We start from the raw sequence: 17,288 nt of genomic DNA on the forward strand, positions 1-17,288 counted from the left end.
GCGGGAGCAGCCCCGACAAAGCCGGGACGTGTCGGCACTGCCAGACGGTGCGGGTCCGGCGAGCGAGGCAGAAAGGTGTACGTGCAGGAACCGGCGAGAAAGCCCCTTCAGTGTTCAACCGGCTCCAACCTGGCGGATATGGGCCGGGAGGCGGCTGAGTGCCCGTCGTCGAATCCGTGTGACGGGCAACTTCCGAACGTGATGTAACCGCAGGTTCGGGAGACCACGGGGAAGGTCTGCGGCGTACTCGTGGATGGCCGCAGGGGCACAGTCGGGCACCGACCCTGCCGATCGATCATCAGTGAACACGGGAACCTGCCCGTTGCTGACCACGGCCGCCGAGCCAGAGCGGTTGCCGGTCAGGTGCATCGGACTGCCGACGGGAGCGGGCAGGGGCGGAGCCGCCGTAGTACTCGGAGCCGGGGAAAGCCCGGCACAGGGGGAAGGGCGGCAGCGAGTCACACAGGAGAGGACTGAAATGCCTGAAGACGCGGTGGTGAATACCGTCGCTCCGGTCGAGCAGCCACGGCTGGTCGGGCGGGTACGGGAGATCCAGATAAAACTGCACAGGTGGGCGGGCCAGGACCCCGACCGCCGTTTCTGCGATTTGTTCAATCTGGTCGCCGACCCGGCGTTTCTCGCTGCGGCGTGGATACGGGTGCGGGGCAATCGCGGCGCGAAAACCGCTGGGGTGGATGGCCGCACGGTCTTCTACATCGAGCAGACCGTCGGAGTTCCGGAGTTCCTGGCCGGGATCGGCCGGGATCTGCGCTCCGGGGTGTTCGCGCCGCTTCCCGTGCGGGAGAGGATGATCCCGAAAACCGGCGGCAAGCTGCGCCGGCTGGGTATCCCGACCGTCCGGGACCGCGTGGTGCAAGCCGCGCTCAAGCTGGTGCTCGAACCGATCTTCGAGGCCGATTTCCGCCCGTGTTCCTACGGGTTCCGGCCGCGAAGACGGGCATGGGATGCGATCGCCGAGATCCACCAGTTCACCTCGCGAGGCTACGAGCGGGTGCTGGAGGCCGACATCGAGGCGTGTTTCGATGCCATCGACCACACCGCCCTCATGGAGCGGGTGCGTCGACGGATCGGTGACAAGAAAGTCCTTACGCTGGTGAAGGCTTTCCTCAAATCGGGGGTCATGACCGAGTTGGGGCAGCTGGAAGCCAACGACACCGGCACCCCGCAAGGCGGCATCATCTCCCCGCTGCTGGCCAACATCGCACTCAGCGTGCTCGATGAGCATTTCGAGCGTCGCTGGAATGCGTTGAGCCCCAAGCAGCGTCACCTCGCCGCCCGCAAGGGCGTCCCGATTTGCCGGTTGGTCCGCTACGCCGACGACTTCGTCGTTCTCGTGCGCGGCATCGAAACACAGACCGAAGCGCTGCGGGACGAAGTGGCGGAGGTGCTCGCCCCGCTCGGGTTGCGATTGTCGCAGTCCAAGACGCGGGTCGCGCATATCGATGAGGGGTTCGACTTTCTGGGGTTCCGCATCCAGCGGTCCCGCAAGAAGGGAACCCCGGACAGACGGTTCGTTTACACCTTCCCGTCGAAGAAGGCGCTGGCCTCGATCGTCGGGAAGGTCCGCGAAACCACCCGCAGGAACAGCGCCAGGAATCTGGCGAACCTGCTGCGCACTCTCAATCCCATGATTCGGGGCTGGTGCATGTATTTCCGGCACGCGGCATCCAAGACCACGTTCGCCTACCTCGCCGCCTACACCTGGCGGCGGGTGTTCGGCTGGACGGTGAAACGCCACCCGAAGACCCGGTCCGGAAACTGCGACGACAGTATTTCCCGGACTGGAAGCCTACCGACGGCGACGTGGCACTGTTCTACGCGGACACCACGAAGGTCAGCCGATACCGCTACCGCGGCACCCGCATCCCGACCCCATGGACCGAGGGAACCGCAGCATAGCCCGCTGACTCGGGGAGAGCCCGGTGCTCAGGAATGGGCACGCCGGGTTCGGAGGGCGGTCACGGGAAACGGACTGGAACCCGACCAGTTTCAGCACCGCGCCCGTGACCGACCCTACATCGAATCGTTCAACCGCCGGTTGCGCACCGAGTGCCTCAACCGCAACCACTGGACCTCCCTGCTCGAGGCCCGCGTGGTCATCGGTGACTTCAAAACCGAGCACAACCTGCGGCACTGGCATTCAGCCCTGGGCTACCGGACACCGGCCGAGTACGCTGCGGCCTGCACCCACACCCACCAACCGGTGGGCTGTGGGATCGATTGAAACCGACGAAACAACCCGGGCTCCACTTCCGGATGGTCGCGTTATCGGGGACTGGCCATCCCCTTTGCTCCACAGAAATAGCAGGTCACGCCCGGTCTAAGACCGGGCCCGGCCTTTCTCGTGGGTCATTAGTGCGCGTCGCGGCGGGTAGCGGCGGCAAGGTTGGCGCTGACACTGTTGTAGGTGTAGTGGTTCACCGGCACCGTGCGACTGGCACGGGCGAGCCGCGGCCGACCGAACCGGGGCAGCGCCGTGGATCCTGGCCCAGGTCCCACGACGCTGTTCAGCCTTGATCTGCGATCAGCAACGCTACCTGCGGGTCAACGAGCTACCGATTCCTCGGGCGGCGCGTCGGTAGTTGATCGAAATACTCGCATGCTGTTCGGCTTGCGCCCCAGGCGTTCGGTAGCACGCCAGGTCGGCCCATCGTGTGGTGTCATTCTTTTGCGTTCCATGTCCAGTCGGGCAGGTCTTCGAGCCGTTTGACCTGTTCGTCGGAGATGGCGCCCTTGATTTTTCTCCGCCGTTGGGTGAGGACCCATACGCCGAGCCGAAAGCCGGTCTCATCGATGTGGCTCTGCGGGACGCGGGCGTGGCCGTGCTGGTCGACGTACGCGACGAGTCGGCTGAATCCTGATGCCCACTGATACGCGTGAGGATTCCATGCCCAGCCGTCGACAGATTCGAGTCGCTCGATGCGGTCGGTGGAGAGCGCATTGTTCGTGTACCTCGTTCGTTGGGTCGCTACCCATGTGCCGAGGCGGAAACCGGTCTGGTCGACATACGATTGAGGGACGAGGGCGTGGCCGTGCTCTGCCGCGTAGGCCAGTAGGCGAACGAAACCCTCGGCCCACCTGTCGCTGAGCGCGGCCCAACTCCAGCCGGGTACAGCTTCCTCGATACGCTTCATTCGGTCGGCGGAGAGTGCGCCGCGGGCGCGTGATGCACGCTGGTTCGACGCCCAGTTTCCGAGCGGGTACCCGTCGACGATGCAGTCTCTGGGTATGCGTGCGTGGCCGTGTCGATCGACGAACGCGATCAGCTGGGCCAGTCCCTCCTCCCAGCTGTCGGCGTGAGGATCCCAGGTCCATCCTGTCAGAGAGTTGAGTCGCTCGTACCGTTCGGTCGAGAGGCTGCCCTTGGCGTGGGCGCTGCGCTGTGTTTTGCACCATCCGCCGAGGCGGTAACTGTCGATCTCATAGGTCCTCGGTACGCGAGCGTGTCCGTGCTTCTCGACGTAGGTCATGAGGTGGGCGAATCCCTGTTCCCACTGGTCGGTATAGAGATCCCAGCTCCAGCCAGGTACGGACTGTTCGATCCGACGCACTCGTGCAGGATCGAGGGTGCCTTTGGCATACCTGCTGCGTTGGGTCGCTACCCATGTCCCGAGTCGGAAGCCGCTCTGGTTGACATGGTCCTGGGGAACGAGGGCGTGGTCGTGCTCGCTCACGTAATCAGCAAGGTGAGCGAGGCCCTCCGCCCACTGGTCTGCGAACGTGTCCCAGCTCCACCTTGCCAGATCTTCAAGTCGTTTCACCTGTTCCTCCGGCATGCGTCCTGTGGCGTACCTGCTGCGCTGGGTAAGAACCCATTGCCCGAGACGGAAGGTTCCGACCAGGCACTCTCTTGGGACGCGGGCGTGGCCATGCTGCTCCACAAAGCTGGCGAGTACAGCAAATCCGTGTTCCCACTGATCGGCGATCGGGTTCCATGTCCAGCCGGGCAATGCCGCCAACCGCAGTTGCCGGGAGGCGGAGAGGTTTCCGGTGGATTGTGCGCGACGTTGTACTCCGACCCACTGCCCGAGCCGGAATTTGTCCTCTGATTCGAACGCGTCCGGTACTCGGGCATGGCGGTGCTGGTCGACGTAGGCTTCCAGGTGGCGGAATCCCTGCTCCCACTGGTCTGCAACGGCATCCCATGTCCAGCCTGGCAGGGCTTCCAACCGACGCTGCCGCTCGGCAGAGAGATTCCGGTTGCGACGCTGAACCTTGCACCACTGCCCGAGGCGGTACCCTGCATGGTCGACATGACCGATGGGGACGCGGGAGTCGCCGTGCTGGTCGACGTAGGCGGCCAGGTGCCGGAATCCCTGCTCCCACTGATCAGCGAGGACATCCCAGGCCCAGCCGGGCAGCTCGTTGAGACGTCGTTGCTGCTCAACAGTCAAGGTGCCCTTGGTACGTCGGTTGCGTTGCGTACCAACCCAGCTTCCCAGTGGGTATCCCGTTTCATCGACATACGATTTGGGCACCTGTGCGTGCTGATGCTCGCCTACGTAGGCGGACAGCCGCGTGAAGCCTTCCTCCCACTGATCACCGACCGGATCCCACGACCACATCGGCAGCGCTTCCAGTCGCGCTGCTCGATCAGGGGCGAGCCGCCCCTTATTGAAGGTGGCACGTTGGATCCCGACCCACTGACCCAAACGGTATTCGTTCACGGTGTATGAGCGGGGGACCCGAGAGTGACCGTTGGCCTGAACATAGGCTTTGAGGAGGCTGAAGTTCTTCTCCCACAAATCAGCGTGGGGGTCCCAGCTCCAGCCGGGCAGGTTGCTCAGTCGTTCGATCTTGTCCGCGGACAATGTTGCGGCGGCGTGTTTGTCCCGTTGCTTGGCAACCCAACTGCCGAGGCGGTGGTCCCCGACGGTGTAGTCCTTCGGAACGCGGGTGTGTCCGTGCTCTTCGGCGTACTCCCCGAGGAGTATGAACCACTCTTCCCACGGGTCGACGACGGTCCAACCGGGTAGGGCTTTGAGTCGTTCGGCCCTGTCAGCGGGCAAGGTTCCCTTGGCGAGACGATGTCGCTGGTTACTGAGCCAGCTGCCGAGACGATGGTCGTCGACGGCGTAGGTTTGAGGGACACGAGGATGCCCGTACTTCTCGACATAGGATACGAGCAGCGCGAAGAACTTGTCCCACTGGTCCGCATCCGGGGTCCACGTCCAGCCTGGCAAGGCTTGCAGGCGATCGGCTCGGGTTGGGTCGAGCACGCCTTTGTTGTATCTGCTGCGCTGAATTTGGACCCAACCACCGAGATCGCATCCGTCGACCGTGTAGCCCTTTGGCGCACGAGAATGCCCATGTTCCTTGGCAAACCCCGCAAGATGCGCGAACCTGGCTTCCCACTGGTCAGACCGAGGATCCCACGACCACCCCCGCAGGTTTCCGAGACGCGCTTCCCGGTCAGGTAGCCCGCGGCCAGCGGCATGATTCGTGCGCTGGATCGTCACCCATGCACCGAGCTTGTACTCGTCAACTGTGAAGGACTGCGGGACTTGAGCATGGCCGTGTTCGTCGACGAACGTGACCAGTCGCGCGAATCCCTCTTCCCACTGGGCAGTGAGTGCATCCCAAATCCAGCCCGGGACTGCATCGAGTCGTTGTACGCGTGCAACATCAAGTCGCCCTTTGGCATACTTGTGCCGCTGAGTAGCCACCCAAGATCCGAGAGCATGGCCGTCGGTCTTATAGGCTGCCGGAACCAGCGCGTGCCCCTCTTGTTCGACGAACTGTTCAAGCAAGCCCAGCCAGAATTCCCATGTGGAGGTCGTTTTCTCGACCAGTCGTATGGTGAACGCCTCAGCGAACTCGCGGGAGACGGTTGTGGGCAGGTCGACAACGATCTTGCTGGGAAGCCGGATCGATCCCGGCCCGCATCGAGTGCTGAGTCCGTGTCGCAGATGATCGAGAGTCTCGCCCAGCACGTCGTCGTGGCAACGAAGTGCCTGGATCACATCCCACACAGGTTTGAAGCTGGACTCGTTGAGGACAGTCTCCGGATCTTGTTCGGCGTCGACGAACACAGGGATGACGATCGTGCCGAGCGTCTTGTCATCAGCACGTCGGATCGCGCGCCCAACTGCCTGAACGATGTCGACCTCAGACTGCCGAGGATCGATGAACGCGACTCCGTCGAGGGCTGGAACATCGATACCTTCGTTGAGACACCGAGCGTTCGTCATCAGTGCCCTGTCGCAGTCATGAAGACCAGACAGCTTCTGGAGCAAAGCATGACGCTTGCCCGTCGGCATCTCCCCAGAGACATGTGCAGCCCACAGTTCGCCCGTTGGCCGTTGTCCCGGCGGCATCCAATCGATGACCGCAGGCAGATCCGCGGCGAACTCGCGCGCACGACTAACCCGCGAATGGAAACTGATGGTGCGACGCAAGTCGTAGCGGTGCATCGCCTTCGCCAAACCGATCTGGCCGGCCAGCGTACGGGCATCAGTGACCTTTACCCCATCGGTCGTAACGAAGCGTCCTTGTTCGGCCCAGGACCGGTAGGTCGCATTGTCAACACCTACGACAACCACTCGATAGTCGGTCAGCAGACCGTTGGCAATCGCCTCGGAGAACCCGAGCCGGTGGAACACCGGACCGAACTTCGCGTGATCATCCATGGAAGCGATCTCGAACTCGGCTTCGCGAGCCTCTCTCACAACATCGCCCGTGAAGAAGCGCGGGGTCGCGGTCATGAACAGGCGGCGCCGTGCCTGGATAAGTCCATCGTCGAGGATCGTCGCGAACTCCGCAGATGATCGCCCAGCACAACGATGCGCCTCATCCGCGACAGCGAGATCGAACGCGGGTACACCCGCAAGGCTGAACGCCTTGGCAACCTGTGGCGAGGATTGATATGTCGTGAACACGACACGACGCCCCGCACCTCGCAGGAACGCCGCGATCTCTGCTGGTTCGGTCGTCACCGGGCGGCCGAGGTCGATGACGGTCGCCGCAGCCGAGTCCCGGCTGGCGACAGTCTCATCCGAGCAAACAGCTAACGAGGTGAACGCCGACGAGCTATTGGCAGCCCACTCACGCAGGGTCTGGGCCAGCAACGCAAGCGATGGCATCAAGACAAGAGTCCGCTCAGCACCGAGTTGGTCGCTGATGAACACACTCGTGAGAGTCTTGCCCGTACCACAAGCCATGATCAGCTGGCCCCGATCCCGGCCCTCATCGAACCCCTTCAATACCGCATCGATCGCCGACCGCTGGTACGGCCAAGGCTGCTTACCCACCACTGGACGCGCGTGCAGGTGGTCAGGCGAGGCCGGCCAGTCGACCTGCGATGCTTCGAGATTCCCACGGAGCAGTACGGCGCACTGTTTCTCCTGAGCTTCGAGTGTGCGTTTGGCGGTGGCTCCGATCTGATTGGTCGTAGCGATGAGCAGTCTGAACGAGAAGATCGAGCGAGCCGACTCGGAGATGAAGGTGTCGATATCGCGTTTGGTGACCGAGGTCGTCTCGGCGTAGGCCTTGGCCTGGATCGCCCACAGCTTGCCGTCGCGGTCTCTGGCAACCAGGTCGATCCCGGCGTCGCTACCCCACTTCTCGGGCCAATCGTCCCATAGCCACACCTGCTCGAGTTCGCTGGCGTAGGACGGATCGTGGGTCAGCAACCACTGGCAGATCCGCTCGAACTGAGTACCTCTGCGGACGCTGTTATCCGGATCCAGCTGGTCAAGAAGCTCGGCAAGTGATGGCACGCGGCGGTTTCCTCCTGTTGAGAGCACAAGTAACTGCAGACGACGCTTCCCCCCGGACGCGAAGGTTAGCGATGGGGTGTGACAAGTCGCCGGGCCCGCAGCCAGCGCCTTCCAGGGCCACGCTTCGTCCGTCTGGCAGTGCTTGGTGTCAGTTATTTCTCGTGGCCTAGCGGCATCGAGATCGGGCTGCTGGTGTCGTCGTGAGTCGCCGCGACACTTCGAGAGGAGACCGATGATGGCTTCGGCCGATTTTGTCAACGTCGGATTGAACCATCGTTGACACGCGCCCGGCGGGCGGTGGACCGTCGGCAGGTGGTCGATGGGCGGCAGTCGGGGGGCTCGTTCGGCGTTGCGAAGGATGAGGCCATGACGGCGGTCGCGGAGGCGCTCAGGTGGTTACGTATCAAAGGTGTTTGACACATAGCAGTGTGAGCGGGCGCGTCTGCTGTGGAGCGAGACGATGATCCGCCAGGTCGGGACCCTCACCGAGGCGCGGCCGTTGATCGACGTGTCAGTGCGTGGTGGGATATTCAGATTGTGACGCAAGGCACGTGCGACGGCGCTGATGATGTGCAGAGGCTTCGTGATCTGAAAACCGCTCTCCTTGATAAGGAGTACTTCGCCCTATCGCTGGGCGCGGATCGCCGCGGAGTCCCGTTCTGGGGGAAACAGACACACTGGGTGGGTTGGTCCGAACGGAACCCTCGTTGGGAGATCAGGGAAGCCAGTGTGGTGGATGCAAGCCACATGATGTTTCTGTGGAAGAAAACCGGCCGGAGCTGGTTGATTGTGAACGACGATCTCGCGCTTGCCGTCTTCGTAAGATGGGGCGGAAATGCCCTGGTTGAGAAGGAGCTCGCCGAGAATCGCCTGCCCGACGTGATCGGGCCCTTTGAGTGTGTGCGTGACGGAGCCGTGGAGGTTGGTGGGTTCGGCTTCCTGTCGACTGACCATCTGACCAACGACGCGATAGAACGTCGTGCGCCAAATCGGACGCTGCGGATGCAAGTGCTCAAACGGGACGACTACCGATGCGTGATATGCGGCCGCAGGGCAATGGACCATATCGATGTCGAGCTGAGATTCCCCCGCTGAGCCGGAGAGCGGATTACCTGGTTCCGACTGGAACCGGTTGATGGTAGCTGGCTTCGCATTCGTCGGGTGAACGCCAACCCAGCTTCTTCTGGATGCGCTGGGTGTTGTACCAACCGTCGATGTAGGCAAACAGCGCGTTCTCGGCGTCCTCGCGGGTTCGCCACGAGTTGCGGTAAACCAGTTCGGTTTTCAGGGTGGAGAAGAAGTTCTCCATGAGCGCGTTATCGTAGGAATCGCCGACCGATCCCATCGATTGGGCAATCCCGTTGTCGGCGAGCCGATTTGCGAACCGGAAAGCCGTGTAGGTCGACCCACGATCGGAGTGATGGATCAATTCGCCGTCGCGAACATCTCGGGACCAGATGCCGTATTCGAGGGCACCGAGCACCAGGTCGGTGTCGCAGCGGTCGGAGGTCTTCCACCCGACGATCCGGTTGGAGAACGCGTCCCGGACCGCGGCCAGCCAGAACACGCCCTCACCGGTCGGGATGCGCGTGGCATCGGCGACCCAGAGTTTGTTCGGGGCATCGGCGGTGAAGTCGCGTTCGACCAGATCTGGCGCCAGCTTGGCTCGTGGGTCCTGCCGGGTCGAGGGTGTCCGCCATTTCCTGCGCAGGAACGAGCCCTGCAACTCAGCCGAGCGCATCAACCGCTCGACTCGCTTGCGGCCGACCCGCAGACCTCGACGGGCCAGGGTGGCATGCACCCGTGGCGACCCGTAGGTCCCGCCGGAACTGGTGTGAATGTCGATGATCTCGGCCAACAGTTGCTCGTCCTGCAATCGCCGCGGTGACGGGTTCTTCGCGCGCTCGAGCCATCCGTAGTAGGTCGAGGACGCGATACCGAGAACCCGTAGTACGAGCTCGACCGGGTGCTGCGGATGCTGTTCGATGAACCGCACGATCACCTCCGGGTCTGGTCGAGCTCCGAGGCGAAATACGCACTCGCAGAACGCAACACCGCGTTGACCCGTTCGAGCTCGGCGACCTTCTTTCGCAGCTGTTTGTTCTCCTCGGCCATGTCCGTGGTCGGCCGATCGGCCCGCTCACCAGCATCGGCCTCGGCCTGGCGGATCCAGTTCCGCAACGCCTCGTGATGCACCCCCAACTGCTCGGCGAGTTTGCGGATCGTCGGCTTGGGATCCGACTCCCGGTACAACCGGACCGCGCGAGCCCTCAACTCGTCGGGGTACTTCCTCGGTGCTGCCACAGATGACTCCTTCCGGTCCTATCGGACCACACATCGGAGCCCTCCGGAAAACGGGGGAATCTCACCCTTGCCCCTGCCCGAGGGGCAGATCACCGGGCAAGGCCTGGTCGCCAACCCCGGCGTGCCCGGCAAGTCCGAATACGACCTTGCGATCACCGGGGGCACCGGCACCTACAAATCGGCCCGCGGCCAGATCCACGTCGTGGTCATCACCGCCGAGCAGACCGAGCTGACTGTCCACATCGCCTGAAGGTCCAGGGGAACCGCTTCGGGCTGAGCAGGCTTCCAACCTTTGTGGTGTTGTACAACGATCGGTTCTCCGACATTCCGCAACTCTGGAAGGGTGTGGTCTGGAAGCCCAGGTCGCCGAGTTGGCAGTGTGTCGAGAATGATTGGTGTCAACGATTCTCGGTCACACCCGTCCCCGCGCCCGCGGGCAGCCTCAGCTGATAGCCGGTGACGCCGAGCATGTTCGCTGGGCCCGCGCGATGCCCCGTCGGGAGGAGGATGTCTCGTCGTTTTTCGCTCAGGGTTGGTGCTCGTCCCACCACCAGGCGATGGTCGCTGCTGGGGGTAGCTCGGTCCGGGGATCGCTGGGCTGGTCGGTGATCACTGGGTGGTAGGGCAGGTTGTAGCGGGTGGCCGCGGCGGCGGCGAAGTTCATGTTTCCAGCCACGATCAGGTCGATTCCCTCGAGGTAGGTGCGGCAGTCGTCGTTGGCGTCGCGCAGTAGCTGCGCCCGTAGCTGCAGATAGCGAGTCATGATGCGGTCGCGGTAGGCGATCCCGGAGTCGATGACCTGCGCGACCGACCAGTCGGGGTACTCGTTCCGGAGGGCTGAGAATAGGTTGTAGTCCTTGCCTTCTCGATCGAGTTCCCTCAGGTAGGAGTAGCGGTCGTTGTCCAGCGCGGCGGTCATCATCGCTGTGTCGACGGCTGCCCGGAACCGGGGATGCGACAGTTGTTTTTCGTCGAGTGCGATACCCTGCACCGCGTCCAGATAGGCCGGCGCGGCGTAACATCCGCTGATGCCCATTCGTAACGCCAGGTAGTCGTTGAGCGTCAGGGCCGTGCCGCGTTCGCGCAGGGCTACCTCCCAGCCCAGTGCCGACACCCATTGGCTTTGTCCGGCGAGGAAACGCTCCCATTGCACCGGTGTCATGCATCGGCGCAGCCTCTTGAACACGTCGGCCAGCGCTGCCTCCAACGCGTCGGTGGTGGCAGGCCAGGAGTTCGGTGAGCGCACGATCCGTTCCCAGCGGCCGATCGCGAGCATCGCCTCGCAGGTACGCGTCAGCGCGGCCAAGCGGTCCTGCGCCACCCACGCCCACGCGTTGTAGTTCGCCAGCAGCTGCGCCAGCTCGCCGGTCGCACGTGGGTAGCAATAACTGAGAAGTCCCGCGCCGACCTGGGAGACCATCACGTGGATCATGTCGTCGCCCTGTCCGAGTTCGAAACCCCGCACCCACCGCAGCGTCTGTTGCTGTATCGAAGTGGCATCGGGATGGATGTCCGGCTGCAACGGGAGATAGAAAGTCAAAAGCCGCTCGATGACCTCCTGGTCGGGTGGGGTGGCGGTCGGTGATGGCAACGGTGCGGCTCCTCGGTTGGTGAACGATCACAGGTCCCGGTCGGTGACCTGACTGATGAGGTGGTCCAGCAGCACAGCACCGCTGGGATGGAACCCGGCCGTCTCGAGCGTGGTGCGCGCCTGGCGGCAGCGGTCGCTGATCATCTGTTCCACGGTGGCCCGGGCGCCGGTACTGGTGATGACGTCACGAACTCGCGCTGCGCCTTCTTCGTCCAGGCCGGGGTTGCCGACCAGGGCGGCCAGTATCGCCGCTTGGGCGGGTCCGGCTCGCTGACGGGCGATGGCCAGCAGCACGGTGTGCTTGGCGTCCCGCAGGTCATCGAGATTGGGTTTCCCGGTCACGGCAGGGTCGCCGAACACAGCGAGGATGTCGTCGCGCAGCTGGAATGCCTCGCCGAGCGGTACCGCGTACTCGGTGCAGGCGGCAAGCAGAGCGCTGTTCGCGCCGGCGAGCACCGCGCCGATCTGCAGCGGGCGCTCGATGGTGTACTTCGCGGTCTTGTAGCGGCCGATCGCCAGCGCGGTCTCCACATCGGCCGCTGGGTCGCCCGCGGTGAGCAGGTCGAGGTACTGACCACTGAGGGTCTCGATGCGCATCGCATCCAACAGCCGCCACAGCATCGCTGCCGGGGCTGACGGCAGATCGGCGGTGGCCGCCAAGTCATAGGACCAGCCCAGCGCCAAGTCACCCAGCAGTATCGCGGCGTTGACACCCAACCGGTCACGGCTGCGATGACCTGGGTTGTCGGCGGCGATACGCCGGTGCGCGCTCGGCTTGCCGCGGCGAGTCGCGCTGTCATCCATCACGTCGTCATGGATGAGCGCGAAAGCATGAAACAGCTCCAGCGAAGCCGCGACCCGCGTTATGGCGGCCGGCGCACTGCGAGCACCGCCGACTTGCCATCCGCAGTAACACAACAGCGGCCGCAGTCGTTTACCTCCAGCCAGGAACTCTTGCAGCCACCCGACGAATAACGGCAGCTGCGGCGTACTCGCACACTCGAGCTTCTCAGCCAGAAACCGTGACAGCACCCTGTCCACTGCGCCGGGAACGGCGGCGGGATCCAGCTGCGGCTCGGGGTGTGTGGTTCGAATGGTCCATGCGACCGGCGGTGACACCATCTGCTCCCCCTGCCCGAATACCCGGCACGGTCAATCATGACACCGCGCAAGCTATCGCACCCGCGAATGACAATCCTTGTGCTTCAACGGGATAAGCCAACAAGGCCCCGAGCACAGTGCACATCTACCTTGTCGATCCCCATCACACCTACGACCGGCAGAACTCCGACAAGCGTCGGTTGGGTGAGTGATGCTGCGACCTCGCCACCGCGCGTCTGCTTCCTGATCTTGTGCGCCTGGAGCGTGGAGCGAGCGCCCCTGCCTGAAGGTTGACGCGCCAGACCACGCGACCGTCGCGCGAGCGCGGGGCGGTATCGGGGGGAATCGATGCAACGACTGCCCGCAGTATTAAAGGGATTTGAATACGCTGGCATTGCCAGTTGTATCGCATCGGCTGGCACCCGACCGCACCATGCCTACGCCGCCGGGTTCCCACGCGCGTCCTGCGTATTCTGCGTCCTTTCCTCCCGCGCTGCGCTCGTGCGTGCCGCGCGAATGTTTCCCGAGTTTGCCGCGCAATACGCCGCCGTCGAACACGCTGTCGGCCACCGCTTCCGCGCCGACCGCTCGATGGCCGACATCATCACCGAAGCCACCACCGCCACGCCGGGTACGCCGGAGCCACCCGCCGCCGGCCGCCTGGCCAAGCGACGGCACCGCGACGTCTGCGGTGTCCCGGGGCTTCGGTGCTGGGTGGTGCGCCGATGAGGGTAGTCAGAACCGGTAGCGGAGGATGCGGGTGCCTTGCCGGGACAGTACGGTGCTGTGGCTCATGAGCCGGGTGGCCGCGCGCAGTGGCTGGGGAAAGTCGGCGATTTCCGGGGCGCGGGTGAGTAGTTGCTCCTCGACCATGGTCAAGCCGGCGTTCCAGGTCTCGGGGTCGTGCGGGTCGTCGAAGCCCTGGGCGGCGGTGATGCCGATGGCCTTGATCGTCGGGTGGTACTTCATCGACCAGGCGGCGAAGCGGGTGTAGCCGTTGATGGCGAGTTCGCCGGTGTCGAAGTGCGCGGTCAACTCCTGGGTCATCCGCTGGAAGGTGTCGCCGGGCAGGAACGGCAGCAGACCTTCGGCGACGATCATGGCCGGCCGGTCGCGGGGCAGCGGGTCGAGCCAGCCCGGTGTGGTCAGATCGGCGCCGATGCGCAGTGACCGGTCCGGGAGGAACTGGGGCCGCAGGTCGACGATGTCGGGAAAGTCGACGTCGTACCAGTCGACGCCGGCGGGCGGGTCGCAGCGGAAGACGCGTGTGTCGAGTCCGCAGCCGAGGTCCAGCACGACGGCGTCAGGGTGGTCGGCGACGAACGTCCGGACCGCCTCGTCGAGTTTCTTGGCGCGTAGGGCGGTGCCGCAGACGAGGCTGGGCTTGAGCTCGAGTTTGGCGAAGTCGTAGTCGATCATGTCGGCGATGCCGGCGGCGTGGGTGTCGCCGAGGATCGGGTGGGGAAGTTTGGTGTCCAGAGCCCTCGCATAGAGGGTGAGCAGCAAGGTTTCCCGGAGCGGGTCCAGGTCCAGTCGCAGGCGGTGCACGAGAAGTCCTTATGTTGTCGGGGGATTGCGGGCGGCGATGTCGCGTAGCCAGGTCAGGGACTGCTGGGCGGCGCGGATGCGTTCGGTGTGCGCCCCTTTGCCACCGGCGAGTCTCATGCCCTCGTCGGCGATGTCGCCGAAGGCGCCGAGGCTGTCGAGCTTGCGCTGGATCACCCTGTGCCAGGCGTCGTCCTCGATGCGGTAGTAGGTGGTGCGGTCACCTGGCACGCGAACCTTGCGGATCAGCCCGATGGCGGCGAGGAAACGCATGTTCGAAGTCAGCGAAGCGCGGCTGGCCTGGATCGTCTCGGCGATCTGGGCGGCGGAGCGCTCAGGCGGGTCGCAGATCATCAGCAGGCCGAGGATGCGGCCGGTGATCGGCGCGAGCGCCCATTCCTCCACACAGAACGTGGCCACCCGCTCGACCCACCGCAGCACCTCGTCCTGGTTGTCCTGACTGGACATAGCGGTCCTCCTCGCTGACTTGTCGGAGCCGTCACTGTGTCATGGCGGCAACCGACTCGCGTGTGGGCGTAGGGGTAACGGTGGCGAGCCGGGTCTTGCGCAGGTAGCGGTCGAACCAGTCCACGGCCAGCGCCATCGCCTCGTCGAGTCCCGGACCGGTGTAGAGGCCGAGGACGTCATAGGGCAGCACCTCCAGCCGTTTCGGCTCGCCAGCCCTGGCGAACGCGCTCTGTGCCTCCTCGAGCATGTGGTACGGGTCCCACCCGCCGTTGGCGATCATCAACAGCGGGGTGGGCGACAGCCGGTGGATGAGATCCTCCGGCGCGAAGGTGAGCAGGTGCTCGGCGGAGTCGAGTGTCTTCTCGTTGCGGTAGCTCGGGAACATCTCCGCAGCCAGGTCCGGCGTGTCCCGCACGGTCTCCCCGTCCAGGCTCAGGTGCGGGACCCGGGCACTGGCCCCGCCCTCGTAGCGGCGCTGCCAGTCCTCGTCCAGCCGGTCCCGCAGCGCCTGCACACCGGCGCGTCCGACCAACCGCTCCAGGTACCGCCACCCGTTCCACACGCTGGGGCTCTGCACCACGACACACTTCGCGCGCCGGTCGAGCACCGCGGCCTGCACCGCGACCGAGCCACCGACGCTGACACCCCACAACCCGATCCGTGCCGGGTCCACCTCCGGCCGGCTCTGTAGGTAGGAGATCGCGCTGCGGAAGTCCTCCACCTGCCGCTGCGGGTAGTCCTGGCCGCGAGGTTCGCCCTCGCTGGCACCGACCGTGCGATAGTCGATCGCCAACACGGCGAACCCAGCGCGCACGAAGTACGGCGCGAACACGGCCAGCGCCTCCTTGACCATCACCCCGCTGTGCCCCAGCACCAGACCGGGAACCGGGGCGTCCGCCTCCGGCAAGTACAGGTCCCCGGCGCACGAGGTGCCGAGACTGTTGAACGTCACCTGCTCAGGACGCGGAGTCATCGCCGCCACCTTCCATTCGAATCCAGCTAGTCATTTCAGTCTCGACTGAAATGACTAGCTATGTCAACCCCAAGCTTTCTAAGCCGGGTGGCATGGGAAACGGTCGTTCGGCGCCGAGTGGCGAGCCTGGCCGCATTCCGCGACGTCACCGCCGCTGGAATGGAATTGGCGGGAACCGACACAGCCCGTGTCCGGCGACTGCGGACCGCACATGAGGTCCACGACTGGATGACCAAGCGTCTCTGAGGAACCCCTTCCTTTCCGAAAGGACGGCAAGTGACAACTTCATGGACGCACTGCGAGCGGACCGCGATCGTGGCCGGTGGCGGTATCGGCGGACTCGCCGTCGCGATCGGGCTGCGGCGGGCCGGATGGTCGGTCACCGTGCTGGAACGCCGCCCCGATCGTGGTGAGATCGGGGCCGGTTGGTCGTTCGCACCCAATGCCGTGCGCGCGGCGGACACACTGGGCGTCGGCGACGACCTGCGCGCGGTGTCGGTCCCGACGCAGGCCGGGGCCGCATTGTGCACACCCGGCGGCCGCTATCTCATGCGATTCCGCCCAGGACGCGACACAGCACTGCTGGCCAACCATCGCGCCGATCTGCACCGCGCACTACTTGCGCACGTTCCCGCCGACTGTGTGCGCCCGCAGCCGAAGTCACCGGCATCGAACAATCCGACAACGAGGCCGTGGTCGCCTACCGCACGCCGGATGGTTCATCCCAGCTCACGGCAGATGTGATCGTCGGAGCCGACGGGATCCACAGCGCGGTTCGCCGGTCGATCTTCCCGGATGCTGCAGGGCCGGTTTTCCAACGTATCCTGTGCCGGCGTGGCGTCTCCGCACCGGGTTCGGCGGGGCCGGTCGAGGGATTTCAACCTGGGGTCGTGGTGCACGGTTCGGAGCCCACCCGTTGCCCGGACAGCGCGTGTTCTGGTTCCTCACCGTCCGCCAGGACCAGCCCGGCACCCGATACGCCGGGCAATCGGGCCGAGATCAGCCACCGGATCGGCGATTGGCACGACCCCATACCTGCCCTGGTGGGTGCGACACCACCCGGTCAGGCACCGTTCCTCCGCAAGAAACGAGCACCACGAAACCGGGCGTCGGAGCGTGTTCGGCTGGGAAGGATCGGCTGCCGACTATTCCTCGGTCAGTTCGTCGAGTAGGTCGGCGGCGTCGTTGTTGCCGTTGGCGGCGAGCTCGCGCAGTTTATCGATGTCGTCGCGTTCAGAGGCGAGTTGAACGAGTTCATCGGTCGCATCCTGGTTGCCGGCGGCGGCAAGCCGTTGTAGTTCGGTGGCGTCACCGCGCTCTGCCGCGAGTTGAACGAGTTCATCGGTGGCAATGCTCTTGCCCCCAGCGGCAAGCTGCCGCAGTTCGGCCACGTCGCCGTTTTCGGTGGCCGGCTCGATAAGCTGCGCAGCGGCATCGGCATCTCCTGCAGCGGCTCGGTTGCGCAGGTCGGTCAGCTCCGCATCGGTCATGACCGCAAGCGTATTCGTGGGCCGCAACGGATGAGATCGTCTGTTCGATCGGGCTCAGGCGTTGGCGAGGCGGTTGG

At 64.6% G+C, this 17,288-nt stretch carries 13 protein-coding genes and 1 pseudogene; 5 read left to right on the plus strand and 9 right to left on the minus strand.

Annotation, left to right across the window (positions count from 1 at the left end):
* Positions 1-478: 478 nt before the first annotated feature.
* Positions 479-2,245 carry a group II intron reverse transcriptase/maturase gene (gene ltrA, locus ACZ6DL_RS23640; protein WP_466054211.1) on the plus strand — a complete coding sequence of 589 codons (1,767 nt, stop codon included), beginning with the start codon at positions 479-481 and terminating at the stop codon, positions 2,243-2,245.
* Positions 2,246-2,681: 436 nt separating this feature from the next.
* Here the strand turns inward: ltrA and ACZ6DL_RS23645 are convergent, their stop codons facing one another.
* On the minus strand, positions 2,682-7,739 hold the full coding sequence (locus ACZ6DL_RS23645; protein ID WP_466054212.1) for a DEAD/DEAH box helicase: 5,058 nt from the start codon (positions 7,737-7,739) through the stop codon (positions 2,682-2,684).
* A 537-nt stretch (positions 7,740-8,276) separates the two neighbouring features.
* Between ACZ6DL_RS23645 and ACZ6DL_RS23650 the strand changes: the two genes are divergently transcribed.
* Positions 8,277-8,834, plus strand: coding sequence for an HNH endonuclease (locus ACZ6DL_RS23650; RefSeq protein WP_466054214.1), 558 nt, complete (start codon positions 8,277-8,279; stop codon positions 8,832-8,834).
* A gap of 13 nt (positions 8,835-8,847) precedes the next feature.
* On the opposite strand, the gene ACZ6DL_RS23655 is transcribed toward ACZ6DL_RS23650, so the two are convergent.
* Positions 8,848-9,735 carry an IS3 family transposase gene (locus tag ACZ6DL_RS23655; protein ID WP_466054216.1) on the minus strand — a complete coding sequence of 296 codons (888 nt, stop codon included), beginning with the start codon at positions 9,733-9,735 and terminating at the stop codon, positions 8,848-8,850.
* A 2-nt stretch (positions 9,736-9,737) separates the two neighbouring features.
* A complete protein-coding gene (locus ACZ6DL_RS23660; protein WP_195134262.1) occupies positions 9,738-10,043 on the minus strand; it encodes a transposase in 306 nt (101 codons plus the stop codon).
* Positions 10,044-10,110: 67 nt separating this feature from the next.
* On the opposite strand from ACZ6DL_RS23660, the gene ACZ6DL_RS23665 reads away from it, so the two are divergent.
* Positions 10,111-10,293: an allene oxide cyclase barrel-like domain-containing protein gene (locus tag ACZ6DL_RS23665; RefSeq protein WP_466054218.1), complete on the plus strand. Its 183-nt coding sequence runs from the start codon at positions 10,111-10,113 to the stop codon at positions 10,291-10,293.
* 276 nt (positions 10,294-10,569) lie between these two features.
* Here the strand turns inward: ACZ6DL_RS23665 and ACZ6DL_RS23670 are convergent, their stop codons facing one another.
* Positions 10,570-11,634: a terpene synthase family protein gene (locus tag ACZ6DL_RS23670; RefSeq protein ID WP_466054220.1), complete on the minus strand. Its 1,065-nt coding sequence runs from the start codon at positions 11,632-11,634 to the stop codon at positions 10,570-10,572.
* Between the two features lie 27 nt (positions 11,635-11,661).
* Entirely contained in the window at positions 11,662-12,756 is a 1,095-nt protein-coding gene (locus tag ACZ6DL_RS23675; protein ID WP_466054221.1) for a polyprenyl synthetase family protein, read from the minus strand.
* Positions 12,757-13,251: 495 nt separating this feature from the next.
* Between ACZ6DL_RS23675 and ACZ6DL_RS23680 the strand changes: the two genes are divergently transcribed.
* On the plus strand, positions 13,252-13,464 hold the full coding sequence (locus ACZ6DL_RS23680; protein WP_466054223.1) for a hypothetical protein: 213 nt from the start codon (positions 13,252-13,254) through the stop codon (positions 13,462-13,464).
* Positions 13,465-13,470: 6 nt separating this feature from the next.
* On the opposite strand, the gene ACZ6DL_RS23685 is transcribed toward ACZ6DL_RS23680, so the two are convergent.
* From ACZ6DL_RS23685 to ACZ6DL_RS23695, 3 genes are read right to left on the minus strand one after another with little or no spacing between them, the layout of a single operon-like run.
* Positions 13,471-14,283, minus strand: a complete 813-nt coding sequence (locus tag ACZ6DL_RS23685; protein ID WP_466054225.1) for a class I SAM-dependent methyltransferase — start codon at positions 14,281-14,283, stop codon at positions 13,471-13,473.
* A 9-nt stretch (positions 14,284-14,292) separates the two neighbouring features.
* Positions 14,293-14,748, minus strand: a complete 456-nt coding sequence (locus ACZ6DL_RS23690; RefSeq protein ID WP_466054227.1) for a GbsR/MarR family transcriptional regulator — start codon at positions 14,746-14,748, stop codon at positions 14,293-14,295.
* A 31-nt stretch (positions 14,749-14,779) separates the two neighbouring features.
* Positions 14,780-15,721: an alpha/beta hydrolase gene (locus ACZ6DL_RS23695; protein ID WP_466054229.1), complete on the minus strand. Its 942-nt coding sequence runs from the start codon at positions 15,719-15,721 to the stop codon at positions 14,780-14,782.
* A 315-nt stretch (positions 15,722-16,036) separates the two neighbouring features.
* Between ACZ6DL_RS23695 and ACZ6DL_RS23700 the strand changes: the two are divergent.
* Positions 16,037-16,893, plus strand: a pseudogene (locus ACZ6DL_RS23700) (FAD-dependent oxidoreductase).
* Here the strand turns inward: ACZ6DL_RS23700 and ACZ6DL_RS23705 are convergent.
* Entirely contained in the window at positions 16,867-17,211 is a 345-nt protein-coding gene (locus ACZ6DL_RS23705) for a hypothetical protein (RefSeq protein WP_466054231.1), read from the minus strand. The pseudogene ACZ6DL_RS23700 and the gene ACZ6DL_RS23705 overlap by 27 nt on opposite strands.
* Positions 17,212-17,288: the final 77 nt, after the last annotated feature.

Source organism: Nocardia sp. NPDC041819, from assembly GCF_055590505.1.

Excerpts from the sequence above, each read along its gene's own strand:
- ltrA (WP_466054211.1), top strand. The coding sequence starts at position 479 with ATGCCTGAAGACGCGGTGGTGAATACCGTCGCTCCGGTCGAGCAGCCA.
- ACZ6DL_RS23675 (WP_466054221.1), bottom strand. The coding sequence starts at position 12,756 with ATGGTGTCACCGCCGGTCGCATGGACCATTCGAACCACACACCCCGAG.
- ACZ6DL_RS23680 (WP_466054223.1), top strand. The coding sequence starts at position 13,252 with ATGTTTCCCGAGTTTGCCGCGCAATACGCCGCCGTCGAACACGCTGTC.
- ACZ6DL_RS23690 (WP_466054227.1), bottom strand. The coding sequence starts at position 14,748 with ATGTCCAGTCAGGACAACCAGGACGAGGTGCTGCGGTGGGTCGAGCGG.
- ACZ6DL_RS23695 (WP_466054229.1), bottom strand. The coding sequence starts at position 15,721 with ATGACTCCGCGTCCTGAGCAGGTGACGTTCAACAGTCTCGGCACCTCG.
- ACZ6DL_RS23705 (WP_466054231.1), bottom strand. The coding sequence starts at position 17,211 with ATGACCGATGCGGAGCTGACCGACCTGCGCAACCGAGCCGCTGCAGGA.